At 63.8% G+C, this 16,639-nt stretch carries 13 protein-coding genes; 7 read left to right on the forward strand and 6 right to left on the reverse strand.

The features are described 5' to 3' along the window. Window positions 1–108 precede the first annotated feature (108 nt). Window positions 109–981, forward strand: a complete 873-nt coding sequence (locus IVB05_RS12155; RefSeq protein ID WP_247784520.1) for a tripartite tricarboxylate transporter substrate binding protein — start codon at window positions 109–111, stop codon at window positions 979–981. A 140-nt stretch (window positions 982–1,121) separates the two neighbouring features. Here the strand turns inward: IVB05_RS12155 and IVB05_RS12160 are convergent, their stop codons facing one another. Together IVB05_RS12160 and IVB05_RS12165 are read right to left on the reverse strand one after the other, a co-directional pair. Further along, a complete protein-coding gene (locus tag IVB05_RS12160) occupies window positions 1,122–2,363 on the reverse strand; it encodes a PLP-dependent aminotransferase family protein (RefSeq protein ID WP_247784521.1) in 1,242 nt (413 codons plus the stop codon). Between the two features lie 70 nt (window positions 2,364–2,433). Further along, window positions 2,434–2,952: a DUF3124 domain-containing protein gene (locus IVB05_RS12165; protein WP_247784522.1), complete on the reverse strand. Its 519-nt coding sequence runs from the start codon at window positions 2,950–2,952 to the stop codon at window positions 2,434–2,436. A 76-nt stretch (window positions 2,953–3,028) separates the two neighbouring features. Here IVB05_RS12165 and IVB05_RS12170 point away from each other — a divergent pair, with 76 nt between their 5' ends. The 4 genes from IVB05_RS12170 to IVB05_RS12185 all read left to right on the forward strand — a co-directional run bounded on the left by IVB05_RS12170 (window position 3,029) and on the right by IVB05_RS12185 (window position 8,513). Continuing rightward, window positions 3,029–4,756 carry a cation:proton antiporter gene (locus IVB05_RS12170; protein ID WP_247784523.1) on the forward strand — a complete coding sequence of 576 codons (1,728 nt, stop codon included), beginning with the start codon at window positions 3,029–3,031 and terminating at the stop codon, window positions 4,754–4,756. A 227-nt stretch (window positions 4,757–4,983) separates the two neighbouring features. Continuing rightward, complete coding sequence (gene ribB, locus IVB05_RS12175; protein WP_247784528.1) at window positions 4,984–6,060, forward strand: 3,4-dihydroxy-2-butanone-4-phosphate synthase; 1,077 nt, start codon at window positions 4,984–4,986, stop codon at window positions 6,058–6,060. A gap of 162 nt (window positions 6,061–6,222) precedes the next feature. Further along, window positions 6,223–7,437 carry an acyl-CoA dehydrogenase gene (locus IVB05_RS12180; RefSeq protein ID WP_247784530.1) on the forward strand — a complete coding sequence of 405 codons (1,215 nt, stop codon included), beginning with the start codon at window positions 6,223–6,225 and terminating at the stop codon, window positions 7,435–7,437. Between the two features lie 158 nt (window positions 7,438–7,595). After that, the gene (locus tag IVB05_RS12185) at window positions 7,596–8,513 is read left to right on the forward strand and encodes an MBL fold metallo-hydrolase (protein WP_247784532.1); all 918 of its coding nucleotides are present in this window, start codon (window positions 7,596–7,598) and stop codon (window positions 8,511–8,513) included. Window positions 8,514–8,579: 66 nt separating this feature from the next. On the opposite strand, the gene IVB05_RS12190 is transcribed toward IVB05_RS12185, so the two are convergent. Beyond that, window positions 8,580–9,425 carry a DUF1499 domain-containing protein gene (locus tag IVB05_RS12190; RefSeq protein ID WP_247784533.1) on the reverse strand — a complete coding sequence of 282 codons (846 nt, stop codon included), beginning with the start codon at window positions 9,423–9,425 and terminating at the stop codon, window positions 8,580–8,582. Between the two features lie 779 nt (window positions 9,426–10,204). Here IVB05_RS12190 and IVB05_RS12195 point away from each other — a divergent pair. After that, entirely contained in the window at window positions 10,205–11,275 is a 1,071-nt protein-coding gene (locus tag IVB05_RS12195) for a hypothetical protein (protein WP_247784534.1), read from the forward strand. 121 nt (window positions 11,276–11,396) lie between these two features. Here IVB05_RS12195 and IVB05_RS12200 read toward each other — a convergent pair whose 3' ends face one another. After that, a complete protein-coding gene (locus IVB05_RS12200; protein WP_247784535.1) occupies window positions 11,397–12,293 on the reverse strand; it encodes a LysR family transcriptional regulator in 897 nt (298 codons plus the stop codon). Between the two features lie 492 nt (window positions 12,294–12,785). Beyond that, entirely contained in the window at window positions 12,786–14,414 is a 1,629-nt protein-coding gene (locus tag IVB05_RS12205) for a fatty-acid--CoA ligase (protein WP_247784536.1), read from the reverse strand. A gap of 86 nt (window positions 14,415–14,500) precedes the next feature. Between IVB05_RS12205 and IVB05_RS12210 the strand changes: the two genes are divergently transcribed. Then, window positions 14,501–15,628 (forward strand): extensin family protein, encoded by a 1,128-nt coding sequence (locus IVB05_RS12210; RefSeq protein ID WP_247784538.1) that lies wholly within the window; start codon window positions 14,501–14,503, stop codon window positions 15,626–15,628. A 28-nt stretch (window positions 15,629–15,656) separates the two neighbouring features. On the opposite strand, the gene IVB05_RS12215 is transcribed toward IVB05_RS12210, so the two are convergent. Further along, window positions 15,657–16,346 carry a L,D-transpeptidase gene (locus IVB05_RS12215; RefSeq protein WP_247784540.1) on the reverse strand — a complete coding sequence of 230 codons (690 nt, stop codon included), beginning with the start codon at window positions 16,344–16,346 and terminating at the stop codon, window positions 15,657–15,659. Between the last annotated feature and the right edge of the window lie 293 nt (window positions 16,347–16,639).

Genomic DNA, 16,639 nt, shown 5'->3' on the forward strand with positions numbered 1-16,639 from the left:
CCGTCGATCCGGCGAGCCTTAATCGGGGCCCTTGTTGCCGCCTTGTCGCTGTCGTTATCGGCGATTGAAGCAGCAAACGCATATCCTGATCAACCGATCAAGATCATCGTGACGTTTCCGCCCGGCGGCAGTGCCGATATCGTGATCCGCGCCCTTCAGCCGTTGCTGTCGGAGACGCTGCGTCAGCCTGTTGTCATCGAGAACAGGGCAGGGGCAGGCGGCAATATCGGCATCGCGGCCGTGGCGCAGGCCGCGCCTGACGGATACACGCTCGGCGTGGCCGCGGCCGGCGTGCTGACCGTCAATCCCCACCTTAATCGCGCGGCGATGTCGTTCGATCCGGTCAAGGATCTCGCGCCGGTCACGCTGCTGGCGGAAATCCCGTTCGTGCTGGTGTCCTCGCCACAGTCGGCCATTGCCTCGGTCGCAGACCTCATCGCCAAGGCCAAGGCGCAACCGCAGGGCCTGTCGATCGGCCATGGCGGCAACGGCACGGCGATGCACCTGACCTCGGCGTTGTTCAACCAGAAGGCCGGCGTCGGAGTTCAATTGATCGCCTATCGCGGCACCGCGCCGGCGACAACGGACGTTCTTGCCGGCCACGTCCCGCTGGCGGTGCTGGATATTCCCGCATCCAAACAATTGATCGGCGACGGCAAGTTGAAGGCGCTCGGGGTTTCCGCCGCCAAGCGCGTCGCCTTCCTGCCCGATGTGCCAACCTTGGCCGAGCAGGGCCTGAGCGGATTCGAATCCGTCGGCTGGTTTGGGATCGTCGCGCCCGCCGGCACGCCGCCCGAGATCATCAGCACGTTGAATGCCGCCTTCGTCAAAGCGTTGAGCGATCCCGCCGCGATCGAGAAAATCCGCGTTCTCGGCGCCGAACCCGCACCTACCTCGCCCGAGGCTTTTGCAAAATTCATCCAGAGCGAAAGCGCGAAATGGGGCAAGCTGATCGCCGATGCCGGGATCAAAAGCGAATGAATCAAATACTGCGCCGGAGGCGGTGGCAGCTAAAAGCTGGATTGCTTCGTCGCTAACGCTCCTCGCAATGACATTGAAGCAGTCATACTCCCGTCATTGCGAGCGAAGCGAAGCAATCCATAGCGCGGCATAGTAAGGAGCTAGCTACGTTTGCGCTCCACGTTGGCAATCCGCGCCGGCACGCCGAACTCCTTGCGGCAGACTTCGGCGAGCAGGGCTACGCCCTCGCGGATCTGCTCTTGCGATGGGCTGGCGAAGCACAGCCGCAGGCGGCTGCCGGCATAGGTCTTGTCGGTCGACCATTCCGGTCCGGGATTGATCGCGACGCCTGCGGCGAGGGCGGCCTGATAGAGTTTTAGCGTGTCGACATTGTCGGGCAGCTTCACCCACAGGAAGATGCCGCCCTCAGGCGCTTCGAACTCGGCCGCGGTGCCGAACTGCTCGTTGAGCGCTTCCATCAGCGTATCGAGCTTGGCGCGCAGGCCGCGCGTCAGCTTCGGCACATGGGTGGAAAAATGCGGCGCGCAATATTCCGCCAGCACCATCTGCTCCAGCGCGCCGCTTCCGGCGTCGGTCTTCAGCGCCAGCATCCGCGACATCATTTCCCAGGGCGCGACGATGAAGCCGACGCGCAGGGCCGGTGCAATCGACTTCGAGAACGAGCCGATGTGAATGACGCCGCCATGCCGGCTCATGGCATGAATCGCGGGCGGGCGCTCGCCGCTCCAGATCAGGTCGGCGTAGCAATCGTCCTCGAAGATCGGCACGCCGTATTGCTGCGACAGCTTCAGCATCTCCGCGCGCCGGGATTCCGGCATGATTGACCCGGTCGGGTTCTGCACGGTCGGGATGGTGTAGATGTATTTCGGCGTGATGCCGCGGCTTTTGTGGTCGGCGAGCGCGGCCGCCAGCGCGTCCATCCGCATGCCCTGATCGTCAAGGGGAATGCCGACCGCCTTGACGCCGAGCCGCGTCAACCGGTTCAGCGCGCCCTGATAGGTTTCCTGTTCGACCAGCACGGTATCGCCACGCGCCAGCAAGGTCTGATTGACGAGGTCGAGCGCCTGCAGCGAACCCGAGACGATCATGATGTCGTCGGCGCCGCAGGCGATGCCGGCGTCGCGCTTGAGTTTCGCGGTGAGGAATTCGCGCAAGGGACGATAACCCTGCGGGCCGCTGGCGAGGCCGTAGGTCGCCAGCGTCTTGCCCTCGCGCCTGAGCACGGCACTGACCGCGTCGATCAGGCCGTCGACCGGAACCTGGTCGGGATCGTTGTTGCCGCCGACGAAACTGTATTTGGCGAGGCCGGTCCACCGCGCTGCCGGCGCCGGCAGTCCGGCGGGCAGCAATGGCGCGAAATCGAAGGGGGTTGCGGTGGACATGGATATTCACTCCCGTTTTGTTTTTCGTTGAGAAGGCTGTGTGGCCTTCCGGCAGGCTGGTTCTTGCAGGCTAGTTCTTGACGATCCTGATCGGCCGCCCCTGGCTGATGAAGGCATAATGCCCGGCGCCGACGCCGCCGACCATCAGCGCCTCGACCGTGGGTTCGGCGATTTCGCCGGTGGCCGCCCAGTCGACCACGAAATTGGCCCCCGTGCCGCCGCGCACGTCATTCGCGGCGATGAAGACTTCGACAGTTGCGAACGGTTTTAGCGCAACCGACGACTTGAGGTAGCTCTCCACCAGCTTGCCTGCTGTGTCGAAATAGGCGATCCGCTTCAGCACCAGGGGGCGGGTTTCGGATGCGTTGTGGACGCTGAGCGTGACCGAAAAATCCGCCCGCAGCTTGCCCTGGCTCATCGAGACGCTGGAATAGACCGGCACGTAGAATGCGCCTGTGACGGCGAGATTTTCCGCAGGGACCGTGGTGAGGGAGGCGGCGAAGTTCTGTTCGATGGTCCCGGCCTGCGCGCGTGCGGCAGGGGAATATAGTATCGACAGTGCGGCCAGAATCGCGAGAAAAGCCCCCATTCTATGGCTGTGACACATTGCTTGTTTGACCCCCGCGCCGGGACCTCTAGGTTGGGGTAGGGGCAAGATTGGACCTATGCACGAGCTTATTCGCGATATCACCTTATGCATCCTGTTCGCCTGGGGGCTCGGCCTGCTGGCGCATTTTTCCCGGCAGCCGCTGATCCTGGCCTACCTTATCGCCGGGTTTATCATTGGTCCATTCGGCATGAGCTGGGTCGAATCCAAGGAATCGATCACCGTCATCTCCGAGCTCGGCCTGATCTTCATGCTGTTCATGATCGGGCTGGAAATCGACCTGAAGAAGATCGTGCGCGCCGGCAAGGTCATCCTGTTTGCCGCCGGTGGGCAATTGATCGGCGGCGTCCTGCTCGGGATATTGTTCTTTGTCGGGATCGGGCTGTCGATGGGCAATGGCCATTTCGACGCGCTGTATCTCTGCATCGCCTGCGCGCTGTCGAGCACGGTCATCATCGTCAAGGTGCTGTACGAAAAGCGCGAGCTCGACACGCTGCCGGGGCGGATCACGCTCGGCGTGCTTGTGCTGCAGGACATCTTTGCGATCCTGTTCCTGGCGGTGCAGCCGAGCCTCGACAATCTGCAGGTCAGCGTGATCCTGATCTCGATCGGCCGCGTCGGCGTGCTGGTGGCGACCGCGCTGGTGCTCAGCCGCTACGTGCTGCCGTGGCTGTTTCACCACATCGCGCGCCGGCCGGAACTGGTCCTGCTCGGCGCGCTGGCCTGGTGCTTCCTGATCGGGGAGATCGCGGAGAAGCTGCACCTGTCGCGCGAGATGGGCTCGCTGGTGGCGGGCGTTTCGCTGTCGACGTTCCCCTATGCGCTCGACGTCACCGCCAAGGTGACCACGCTGCGCGACTTCTTCATCACGCTGTTCTTCGTCTCGCTCGGCATGACGATTCCGATCCCCGGAGCGTCGGTGATCGGGCTGGCGCTGATGATTGCCGCCTTCACGGTCGTCAGCCGCGTGGTGACGACGTTCGCGCCGCTCTATCTGATGAAGCAGGGCCTGCGGGCGAGCCTGTTGCCGGCGATCAACCTGGCGCAAATCTCTGAATTCTCGCTGGTCGTGATCCAGACCGGCGTTGCGGCGCGCCATATCAGCACCGAGACGTCGAGCGCCGCGTCATTCGCCTTCGTGGTGCTGGCGGTCGTGAGCACGTTCATTATGGCGAGGAGCGACCAGGTCACGCGGGCGCTGATCGGTCCCCTGAAGCGGATCGGCCTGCGCGATCTCGATCACAAGCATGAGGCCGACGCCGGGCATGAGGGCGGGCACGGGGAGGCGCGCCGGATCGTCATTCTCGGCTTCTTCCGCGCGGCCAGCGCCTTGTTGAGCGAGATCGAGCAGCGCAGTCCGGCGGTTCTCGAACAGATCACCGTGATCGATTTCAATCCGCTGGTGTTCCGGACCTTGACCGACCGCGGCATGCACGTGGTCTATGGCGACATCAGCAGCGTCGATACGCTGGTGCATGCGGGCGTCGGCAAGGCCGAGCTGATCATCCTCAGCATCCCTGACTCGCTGTTGAAGGGCGCCGACAACGAAAAGCTGGTCCGGCATGTCCGCTCGCTCAACCCGACCGCCAAGATCGTCGCGACTGCGGAGATCCTGGCTAACGTCAATGATCTCTACGCGGCCGGGGCCGATTACGTGACGGTGACCCGGCTCAGCGACGCCCATGAGCTCTACAAGGTGATCGAAGCCGCCCAGGCCGGGCTCCTGGAAGACAAGCGCGCCGAGACCGACGTGTTGCTCAGCGAGCGCCGCGAGGTGCTGCCGTAAAAATGGGCCCTGCGTAGCGTGCGTAGTGCGTAGCCCGGATGGAGCGCAGCGCAATCCGGGGCCGCTTGCCACGCGGACGGACCGTTCCCGGATTGCGCTTCGCTCCATCCAGGCCACGGCTCGGCATCCTGGTATGCCTGCGGGCGACGTTGCCCTGCGTATTGACGCTGGCGCAGACCATTGAGTCCGGCTAATGCACTGGCTGAAGATAGCGAGATTTTGAGAAAATGGCCGATACCATCCAGGAAGTTCTGCAAGCCTTTGCCAAGGGTGAACTCGTTGTCGTCACCGACGATGACGACCGGGAAGGTGAGGGCGACCTGATCGTCGCCGCCTCGCTTTGCACCGCGGAGAAAATGGCATTCATCATCCGCCATACCTCCGGCATCGTCTGCGCGCCGATCACCACCGACGACGCCCGCCGGCTGCGGCTCGATCCGATGGTGGCGCATAACGAGTCCAACCACACCACCGCCTTTACCGTCTCGATCGACTACAAGCCCGATGGCGGCACCGGCATTTCGGCGGACGAACGCGCCTCCTGCTGCCGTGCGCTCGCCAATCCCAATGCCGGCGCCAATGATTTCGCCCGGCCCGGCCATATCTTTCCGCTGATCGCCCGCGACGGCGGCGTGCTCTTGCGCTCCGGCCATACCGAGGCGGCAGTCGATCTCTGCAAGCTCTCCGGCCTGCCGCCGGTCGGCGTCATCTCTGAGTTGATGAACGACGACGGCACCGTGATGAAGGGCGAGCAGGTTGCGCGCTTCGCCGCCACCCACAAGCTCAAGCACGTCACGATCGCTGACATGATCGCCTACCGCCAGGCGCGCGAGAAGCTGATCGAGCGGGTCGCGACCTTTACCACCGACAGCCCGATCGGGCCGCTGCAGGGCTATGCCTATCGCTCGCCGTTCGACGAGATTGCGCATGTCGCGTTCGTCTATAACGGCATCGGCGACGGCAAGAACGTGCTGACGCGGCTGCACAAGCCGAACATCGTCAAGGACCTCTTCACCGGCCAGGCGCGCATGCAGATCGTGTTGAACCATTTCCAGAAAGCCGGCCGCGGCGTGCTGGTGTACTTGCGCGACGGCGCGGCCGGAGTTCCCGTCGAGCCGGTCGGCGAACAGAAATCGGCGGAGGCCGATCGCAACCGGCAATGGCGTGAAGTCGGCGTCGGCGCCCAGATCCTGCGCGATCTCGGCATCACTTCGATCCGGCACCTGACGTCGTCGGTGCACGATTACAAGGGGCTATCCGGCTTCGGCATCGAGATCGTCTCCAACGAAAAGTTGGAGGTATGAATACCGTCATTCCGGAATGGTCCAGGACCATATCCGGAATCTCGAGATTCCCGGCTCACGCTTCGCGTACCCCGGAATGACGTTCAGAACATTGCGCTTCGGCCGATAGCGCATTAATTTGGCGACAATTTCCATGAGGACAGTGATGCGAAAGGGATTTTCATGAGCGTGCGCCCTCAAGCCAAGGACAAGCCGGCGGCGGCTTCTTTCCAGTGGGACGATCCGTTCCTGCTCGACGACCAGCTCACCGAAGACGAACGCATGATCCGCGACACCGCCCGCGCCTATGCGCAGGACAAGCTACAGCCGCGCATCGTCAAGGCCTATCTCGAAGAAAAGACCGACCGCGAGATCTTCAACGAAATGGGCGAGCTCGGCCTGATCGGTATCACGCTGCCGGAGGAATATGGCTGCGCCAATGCGAGCTACGTCGCCTATGGCCTCGTGGCGCGCGAGATCGAGCGCGTCGATAGCGGCTATCGCTCGATGAACTCGGTGCAGTCGTCGCTGGTGATGTATCCGATCTACGCCTATGGCGACGAGAACCAGCGCAAGAAATACCTGCCCAAGCTCGCCACCGGCGAGTGGGTCGGTTGCTTCGGCCTGACCGAGCCGGATGCCGGTTCCGATCCCAACGGCATGAAGACCCGCGCCGAGAAGGTCTCCGACGGCTACCGCCTGACCGGCAGCAAGATGTGGATTTCCAACGCGCCGATCGCCGACGTCTTTGTCGTCTGGGCGAAATCCGCCGCGCATGACAACCAGATCCGCGGCTTCATTCTCGAGAAGGGCATGAAGGGCCTGTCGGCGCCGAAGATCGGCGGCAAGCTTTCCTTGCGCGCCTCGATCACCGGCGAGATCGTGATGGACGGCGTGGTGGTGCCGGAGGATGCGCTGCTTCCCAACGTGTCCGGCCTGAAGGGCCCGTTCGGCTGCCTCAACCGCGCCCGCTACGGCATTTCCTGGGGCGCCATGGGCGCGGCCGAAGACTGCATGCACCGCGCCCGCCAATACACGCTCGACCGCAAGCAGTTCAACCGGCCGCTGGCGGCAACCCAACTGGTGCAGAAGAAGCTCGCCGACATGGAGACCGAAATCGCGTTGGGCCTGCAGGCATCATTGCGTGTCGGCCGCCTGATGGACGAGGGCAAGATGGCGCCGGAGATGATCTCGATCGTCAAGCGCAATAATTGCGGCAAGGCGCTCGACATCGCCCGCGTGTCCCGCGACATGCACGGCGGCAACGGCATCCAGATCGAATATCACGTGATGCGCCACACCGCGAATTTGGAAACCGTGAACACCTATGAAGGTACCCACGACGTCCACGCCCTGATCCTGGGCCGGGCGATCACGGGTATTCAGGCGTTTTCGTAAGGGTGTGCCCACAGATGTTGCTGTCATCGTCCGCGAAGGCGGACGATCCAGTATCCCAGAGGCCTCTCGATTGATGTCGAACGCCGGTGTTTACTGGATACCCCGCCTTCGCGGGGTATGACGACTGTGGTTGTGTCGCGAAACGAGCAGGAACAACAATGGCCGAAAACGACGACATCCCGTTCAACCGCGACTTTCCGCTCAAGCCGGGTGTCGTCGATGAAGCCCGCCCCGGCGTGCGGCGCGTCCTCTGCAATAATCCGAGTCCGTTCACCTTCACCGGCACGGTCAGCTACATCGTGGGCAAGGGCAATGTCGCGATCATCGATCCCGGGCCTGATGATGAAGCCCATGCCAAGGCGCTGCTCGACGCCGTGCGCGGCGAGACCGTGACGCATATTCTCGTCACCCACACCCATCGCGACCACTCGCCGAACACCGCGCGGATCAAGGCCGCCACCGGCGCGCCCGTCTATGCGGAGGGGCCGCATCGCGCCTCGCGGCCGCGGTTCGAGAGCGAGAAGCATAATCCGGAGTCAGGTGCTGACCGCGATTTCAGGCCCGACATCGAGGTCAAGAACGGCGACGTCATCGAAGGGCAGGGCTGGGCGCTGGAGGCGGTCGCAACGCCGGGCCACACCGCCAATCATCTGGCGTTCGCGTGGCCTGAGCGAAAGATCAATTTCGTCGGCGATCACGTGATGGGCTGGTCGACCTCGATCGTGGCACCCCCGGACGGATCGATGATCGACTACATGGCCTCGCTGGCGCGGCTGGAAGCCCGCGAGGAGGATCTGTATTTCTCGGGCCATGGGCCGGAAATTCCGGAAGGGCCGCGCTACGTCCGCTTCCTGACCCGGCACCGGCAGGCCCGCGAAGCCTCGATCCTGCATCGCCTCGCCAAGGGCGAGGCCGACATCCCGACCATGGTGCGCGCGATCTATATCGGCATCGACCCGCGGCTGACCAACGCCGCCGGCTATTCCGTGCTGGCGCATCTGGAAGATCTGGTCGCCCGCGGCATCGTGGCGACCGACGGCGATCCGGTGATCGGCGGAACGTATCGGATGGTGTGAGATTGAGGACGGCGTATCCTTCCGTCATTCCGGGTTCGTGCTTCGCACGCCCCGGAATGACGGGGGTCACTTCTTCACCGTCTTCGCCGGAGCCTTGGCCGGCGCTTGCGGCTTCTTCGCCGGCTTGGCGTTGTCGACGGCTGAATTGATGTCCTCGATCAGCTTGGTGACGCGGGCGGCGTTGCTGCCGAGGTCACTCTCGAAATAGCGCGAGGAGGAGCGGATATCGACGCGCGATTCCTCGCCGTCGGGCGTGATGCGGATCGAGATGTCCTCGCGAAATCCCATGATCGGCGTCCGCGCCACCGCCTCGATGCGGCCGATGCGGCGCGGCGGCTGCGGCGGCCGCTCGTCGATCACGAGCCATTTGCGCTTGGCGATCAGCGCCAGCGTCACCTCATAGGCCCGCTGCGGCGGGACTTCGAGCTCCACCGTCTCGATATCGGGATAAGCGATCCGCTGCTGTTCGGCCGAATAGAGCCCGGCATAGACCGCGGAGTTGGCGCCTTCGCCGCTGCGTAAGCGCGCCAGCGCCTCGAAGCGCGGCGGATCGATCGGATCGGTGGTGATGTCGTGGATCGGCGGCAGCTTGCGGTATTGCAAAGCGAGGTAGGCCGGGTAGGCCAGCAGAATGGTACTGATCAGGAACGCCAGCAGGATCCGGCCCATGCCGCGCGACCCGTTCTGCCAGATCGCGGCAAAGGCGGCGAGGCCGACCAGGATCGAAAGCACGGCGCAACCGAGCGCGCCGAAGAAGGTCGCCAGCGCCGGCTTCATCTCCAGGAAGCCGAAGCGGACGATGAGGATCGAGACCACCACCGCGACCACGGCAAAGATGGCGAGGTTGCGCGACCAGGTGGCGAGGCTGGACACGGGCTCCGACTGGTAGGGAGCGGAAAACCTTCGGGCCATCGGTTAAATCTGCCGGGTTGGAGCCTGTCGGGCCGGCGGGCGGGCCGGGCTGCAAACTCGCAGCTTGAGACCACGGCGGGGCGCGAATTTCAAGGTTTGCGCGGTACTAAAGCCTTTTTCGGTTCTGATTAAATCAGAACCGGGGTTCTGGATTCTTGTTTGACGCGCTTTCTTCACGCGAACCGGTATCCACCCCGGATCAACCGGGGCAGGCTTTCGCTCGAAAACGCTATTAACCCGGCGATGGGCTGATGGCAGCAACCCTGCCGGGTTAACTATCCCTGTAAATTGATTATTAGTTGTATATTGAAGTTGGTCCAACTTTCGTCTACCTCTCGCCGCTGGGTTGTCGTATTTGCCGCAACACGGGACTGTCCTGCACGGGACACGGCGTGCCGCAACCACGAGGGAAACGGCGGGTGAAAGCCGGAAGCGCTGCAGGATGATCTCAACTTCCGGTTCTTGTTGCCGGCGGAGCCGCAAGAGCGCGGTTGCGCTTCACCGGAATTAAAGGGATCATACGGCGTAATCGGCATACGTCCGCGGGGTGGCGGAAAGCCCCATCAGGGCGAGTGTTCAGTATGAGTGATGCAAAGCACGAACGAAATGTCGGTCCGAACGATCCGGAATACTATGCGCCGCGCGAGATGAGGGAGCGGCCGGCCAGCGAGCAGCCGAGCCCGACGCTCATGCCGAACGATGGGTGGCGTCCGCGAATGCCGACGGAGGGACCGTCCTTGCAACCATTTGGCAAGCCTCCACGCCGCCAGGATTCCGAAATGTTCACCAAAGCCGTGGCGCAGGCCATGCAGGAGGCGAGGGACGTGGCGCCGGTCGAAGCGCCGTCCGTGCTCCGCGACCTGTCGGGTCGGCGCGCGCTGCTTCAGCAGGTTATCCGCTTCTCGATCGCGGTGGCGATTGCGGCGAGCATCGCGACGCTTCTCGTGATGGCCATTCCGTCTTCGCAGCGCCCCGCCGGCCAGGACAACGCGTCGCTTTCGGCCGCCTGGCAGTCGGTGAAATCCTCGGTTACCCCGGCGCCGCAGCCGGCGCCGCCAGCGAAGCGCACGGCGACCCTGGCCGTGCAGGACGGCAGCGGCTTCACCAACGATCCCGTGCCGCTCGGAATTCACGTCGGCGCGCCGCCGCCCGGCGCGTTCGTATCCATCAACGGACTGACTGCCGGCGCACGGCTGACATCCGGCAAGCGTAGCGGTGCCAGCGAGTGGCGCGTGCCGGCGACGGAGATCTCCGGCGTTTCGGTCATTCCGCCTGAAGGATTCACCGGCCAGATGCTGGTCACGGCGGAATTGCGTGACGGTAACGGCGTGGCTCTCACCGGCACCTCCACGCGGCTGACCTGGCAGGCAGCAGCGCCAAGCCTTGCCACGGTAGCGCAGCCGCCAAGGATCGCCGTGGCGCCGCCGCCAATGTCCGTGGCGCCGCCGGTGGCCGTGCCGCCGCCAGTTGTCGTGCCGCCGCCGGTCGCCGTCGCACCGCCAGTCGCCGTGGCCACGGCCGCGCCGTCGGCGATGCTGACCCCGCCGCAGGCGGAGGTCGTGCGCAGCCTCGATCCGAGGGAAATCGCTGCCCTGATCAAGCGCGGACAGGATCTGCTCGCCGGCGGCGACGTCCAGTCGGCGCGGCTGTTGCTGATGCGCGGCGCCGAGGCGCGGGATGCGCGGTCGGCCTTGCTCGTCGGCACGACCTATGATCCGGCGCTGCTCAGGCAGATCGGCGCTGACGGGCTGGCGGACATCACGCAGGCCCGCACGTGGTATCAGCGGGCAAAGGAATGGGGCGAACCCGACGCGCAGCGCAAGCTGGAAGCGCTGGCGCTCTCGCGCTGATTTCGACGCGGCGCGTCGCACGCGCCCGTCGACTGCACCGGAGCTTCCCGATCATGTGAGCCCGGCGGAGGCCAACCTCCGCTACGTGCGGGCCTAACCGCAAACGCGGTGCTGCTCGCTGTCACCGCGCATCATCCAACTGCGAGATCATGAACTCGGTGAAGGCCTTGACGCGTGGCGCGCGGTGGCGGCCGGGCACCGTCACGACATGGATCGGAAACGGCTCGCTCAGGTGGGTATCCTCCAGCAGCGAAACGAGCGTGCCCTCCTGTAAACCGCGCGCGACCACGAAGTCTGCCAATCTCACGATGCCCAGCCCCGCTACCGCAGCGTCGAGCAGCAGGTCGGCATTGTCGCTTGCAAAGCTGCCTGAGATGGCGAGCCGGTTGATGCCTTCATCGGTGTGGAACGGCCATTGACTGAATTGCGCAAAGCCGGTCGGCGTCAGGCAATTGTGCTGCAACAGATCGGCGGGTACGCGCGGCGAGCCGTGCTTTTTCAGATAGCGCGGGCTGGCGCAGATCAGGCGTCTGGCGTCAGCGATCTTGCGCGCCACCAGGGTTGAGTCGCCAAGCCATCCGGAGCGGATGGCCACATCTACCTGCTCGGCGACAAGATCGATTTGCCGGTCCGAGACGAGAAGCTCGACGGTGATGTCAGGATAGCGGGCAAGGAACAGCGGAAGCGCGGGACCGAGTATCTGTTTGGCATAGGTCGTTGCGACACTGATCCTCAGATGGCCGCGCGGAGCCTGGCTTGCCGCCGTGATCTCGGCTTCCGCGGCCTCGATCGACGCCAGTATTTCCCGGCTCCGCGCGACGAAAAGCTCCCCTTCGGCGGTCAAAACCAGGCGGCGCGTGGTGCGCGTCAGCAGGCGAACGCCGAGCCGGTTCTCAATGCGGGTCACGAGCTTGGAGAGCGCGGACGGCGTCAGCCCCAGGTCGCCTGCCGCCGCGGCGAAACTGCCGCGTTCGATCACGCGCACAAAGGCATTCATCTCGGCGGAGGCGTTATTCATGAACCTGTTTCACGAATGAAATGAAACTATAGAGGATTATCAACTTTTGAAAAAGGAATAAAAACTGCTCCACCATTCATGGAGACCATGACGATGTCAGCGGAAAAGAACTGGAGCGTCGATCGAAGGCGGCATGGTGGCAGTGATGCTGTCCTGCGCCATCCCAATGGCAGCATTGATATCGGAGCTTACGCAGCGATCGCGCACCGTCAGCGGGCCACAGCCATAACGTCTTCGATGCTGTCAGCGGTTCGACTGATACGGGAGGCCTGGGCGGCTATCACCGCCCGCCGTCCTGACCAACAGGCCGCTGCTGGAAAACCCTGCGGCTGATGTCGAGAAGACGGAAAACGCCGAGAGATTTTCTCGGTGAAGCTGCCGAAAATACCAAACGTTCAGCCAGCCAACACCGGCGTGCGATCACTTCAAGCGTGATTCACGCCGGCGCTTCGATTGGCTGTCCCTCCCGGCGGGGGGAGGGACAGATCTGGTTCACGCCGCCGCGTTCGGGAAGCGGTAGCTCTTGAACTGGTCGCGCAGCGCGGTCTTCAGGATCTTGCCGGTCGCGGTGTGGGGAATGCCGTCGACGAAAGCGACGTCGTCGGGCATCCACCATTTGGCGATCTTGCCGTCCATGAATTTCAGGATGTCCTCGCGCGTCGCTTTCTCGCCGGCTTTGAGCTGGACGATCAGCAGCGGACGCTCGTCCCATTTGGGATGATAGACGCCGATCACGGCGGCTTCCGCGACCGCGGGATGACCGACCGCGAGGTTCTCCAGATCGATCGACGAAATCCATTCGCCGCCGGACTTGATGACGTCCTTGGAGCGGTCGGTGATCCGCATATAGCCGTGCTGGTCGATGGTCGCGACGTCGCCGGTGTCGAAGAAGCCGTCGTCGTCGAGAATATCCGTATCGATCTTGAAATAGGCCTTGGCGACCGCCGGACCGGCTACCTTGAGGCGGCCGAAGGTCGTGCCGTCCCACGGCAGTTCCTTGTCGGCATCGTCGGTGATCTTCATCTCGACGCCGAACGGCGGATAGCCCTGGGTCTGCAGGATGTCGAGCCGCTCCTCGCCGGTGAGTTCGGCAAACGGCGGCTTCAGCGCGGCGACGGTGCCGATCGGGCTCATCTCGGTCATGCCCCAGGCGTGGCGCACGCGAATGCCCATGTCGACGAACGACTTGATCATCGAGCGCGGCATCGCCGAGCCGCCGCACACCACGCTCTTCAGGTGGGGCAGCTTCAGATTGCCCGCCGCCATGTGGTTGAGCAGCATCAGCCACACGGTCGGCACGCCGGCGGTGTGGGTGACCTTCTCGGTGTCGAGAAGTTCATAGACCGAAGCGCCGTCGAGCTTGGCGCCCGGCATCACGAGCTTGGTGCCCATTGAAGGCGCGGAGAATGCGATGCCCCAGCTGTTGGCATGGAACAACGGCACCACCGGCAGCATTGTCTCGGCGGCGCTGGTGCCGAGCGCGTCGACATTGTTGGCCATCAGCCCGTGCAGCACGTTGGATCGGTGCGAATACAACACGCCCTTCGGATCGCCCGTGGTGCCCGAGGTGTAGCACATCGCGGCCGCGGTGTTTTCGTCAAAGTCCTTCCAGGCGAACTTGCCGTCGGCTTCCGCGATCCAGTCCTCATAGGCCACCGCGTTCTTCAGCGTGGTCTGTGGCATGTGGGCCTTGTCGGTCAGCACGATGTAGCGCTCGACGCTCGGCAGGTTGGCGGCGATCTTTTCCAGGATCGGCACGAAGGTGATATCGACCATCACCACGCGGTCCTGCGCGTGGTTGATGATCCAGGCGATCTGGTCGGGGAACAGCCGCGGATTGACGGTGTGGCAGATCGCGCCGATTCCCATGATGCCGTACCAGGCTTCGAGATGGCGCCAGGTATTCCAGGCGATGGTGGCGACGCGGTCACCGAGCTTGATGCCGTCGCGGTCCAGCCGTTGCGATACTTTCAGTGCGCGTGCATGAATTTCGGCGTAATTGGTGCGATGAATGGGGCCTTCGACCGACCGCGTGACGACCTCTTGGGTGCCGTGATACTTCGCCGCGTGTTCGATAATCCGATGGCACAGCAAAGGCCAGTCTTGCATCAATCCGAGCATACGCACTTCCCTCCGATGGTTTTGTTCGTTGCCGCACGATCCGCCGACTGTACGGGCGGATCGCGGGGTGGGTTCATGGAATTGACATGAACTTTACCGCGCAGAACGCAAGCCGAAAATGGGCTTATGACGCCTTTCGCCGCATTGGAGCGGCAATGGTTACCGTTGCCGTCGCGGCGATCCTGATTGGCATGCCAGTCGAGCCGGCCTGGGCGGCGAAGCGGTCTCGCACCGCGCCGTGGGACGATTTGTTCAGGCATTTATCGCCAAAGCCCCGGGCAACGGCGCGCCGCGCGGCGGCGTCGGTGCCGCTGCCGAAGCCGCGCCCGCCTGAGGCCCCTTCGGCCGAGCGCGACAAGCCGGACAAGGAGCAGCAGGCGTCTCCCCCGAACGGCAAGCCCGGCGAGCAGGCCGCGCCGCCGCCCACGCCACAGCCCTCAGCCTGCCGGCTGGCGCTGACGGACGAAGTTGCCATTGCGCCCAGTATCCCCGACATCAAGGGTGCCGGCGGCTGCGGGGGCGAAGATCTGGTGCGGCTGGAGGCAATCGTGCTGCCGGACAAGCGGCGGGTTTCAGTGAAGCCGGCGGCGATCCTGCGCTGTCCCATGGCGTCTGCGCTGGCCGAGTGGATCCGCAGCGATATCGCGCCGCTGGCGGAGCGCCTCGGCAGCTCCGTCTCCGATCTCGACAATTTCGACTCGTTCGAGTGCCGCGGCCGCAACCGCATCGTCGGCGCCAAGCTCTCCGAGCATGGCCGCGCCAATGCGCTCGACGTTCGCGCCTTCAAGTTCGCCGACGGCAGCTTGATCTCGCTGACCGACCGCACCGTGCCGCGGGGATTGCGCGAGAGTGTGCTGCATTCCGCCTGCAAGCGGTTCTCGACCGTGCTTGGCCCGGGCTCGGACTGGTACCACGAGGACCATATCCACCTCGACCTGATGGAACGGCGCGGCAATTACCGGATCTGCCAGTGGGACGTGTGGGACCCGCTGCCGCAGAAAGCGCCGCTATTGCCGGCCGAGCGGCCGGACGAAGCGCCGCCGCGCGAGGTCGCCGCCAAGCCGGACGACGCCAAGTCTGATGCGAAGTCCGATGCGAAGCCTGAAGCCAAGCCGGACGCTGAGAAATCGGATGCCGAGAAACCGGATGAGGCCGAGCCGCCGCGCGAGGAGAAGCCTGCAAAGAAAAAGCGCCGGCAAAACCGGCGCTCTTGATCGTCGACTGCTATGTAACCGGCGTCGGTTACTGGGGCATCGGGCCGCTGCCGCCGCCGCCCTGCAGCGCCATCTTGGAATTGTACGGCGAGTCGCCCTGCTTGGGTTCGAGCACGACGACGACCGTACCCTGCTTCACCCGGCTGTAGAGGTCGATGACGTCCTCGTTGGTCATGCGGATGCAGCCCGAAGAGATCGAGGCGCCGATATATTCCGGCTGGTTGGTGCCGTGGATGCGGAACAGGGTGTCCTTGTTGCCCTGATAGAGATAGAGCGCGCGGGCACCGAGCGGATTGTCGACCCCGCCGGGTACCGAGGCTGGCAGGCCTTCGATGCGCTTGTGAATGTCGGCGGTCGGCGTCCATTTCGGCCATTCGGCCATGTTACCGACTTTGGCGATGCCGGAGAATGCGAGGGCTTCCTCGCCGACGGTGACGCCATACCGGATCGCCTTGCCGCCGTCCTGAACCAGATAGAGATAGTGGTTATCGGAATCGACAACGATGGTCCCGGCCAGTTCCTTGCGGTGATAGTCGACAATGGCGCGGCGGAACGGCTCTGCCGGCTTAACCGCGGCGTAGCGCGCCTTGGCGAGCTGGGCCTTGTCGTTCGGCTTGAGGGTGGCTTCAGGAGCAGCCTGATAGGTGGTTGCCGGCATACAGCCGGACAATGCAAGGCCGGCGGCGATCAACCCCAGGGTTACTTTCAGCGACGACATGGTACACTTCCAATCGAAAGTCTGGCGTTCGCGGCAACAATGTTGCGCCAAAAACGCGACGATTCCATTAATCCCAGTATCCGCAAAAACCGGCATTTATGCCAGCATTTGCGCGTCTGTTCGGCGCTGCGGAAGGCTAGCTGTGGCTTTTATGCCGCAAAATTTGCGAGTTCCTGTTGATTTCTGGGCAGGGGTGGCGTGGGGCCAAATCACGGCCGCGTCGGCGCCGCCTCGCTGCCACAAATGTGGATCGGCGGTTAATGCGCCGGTCATGAAGCGCTTGCCAGAATCGG

Source organism: Bradyrhizobium sp. 170, from assembly GCF_023101085.1.
Taxonomy (GTDB): domain Bacteria; phylum Pseudomonadota; class Alphaproteobacteria; order Rhizobiales; family Xanthobacteraceae; genus Bradyrhizobium.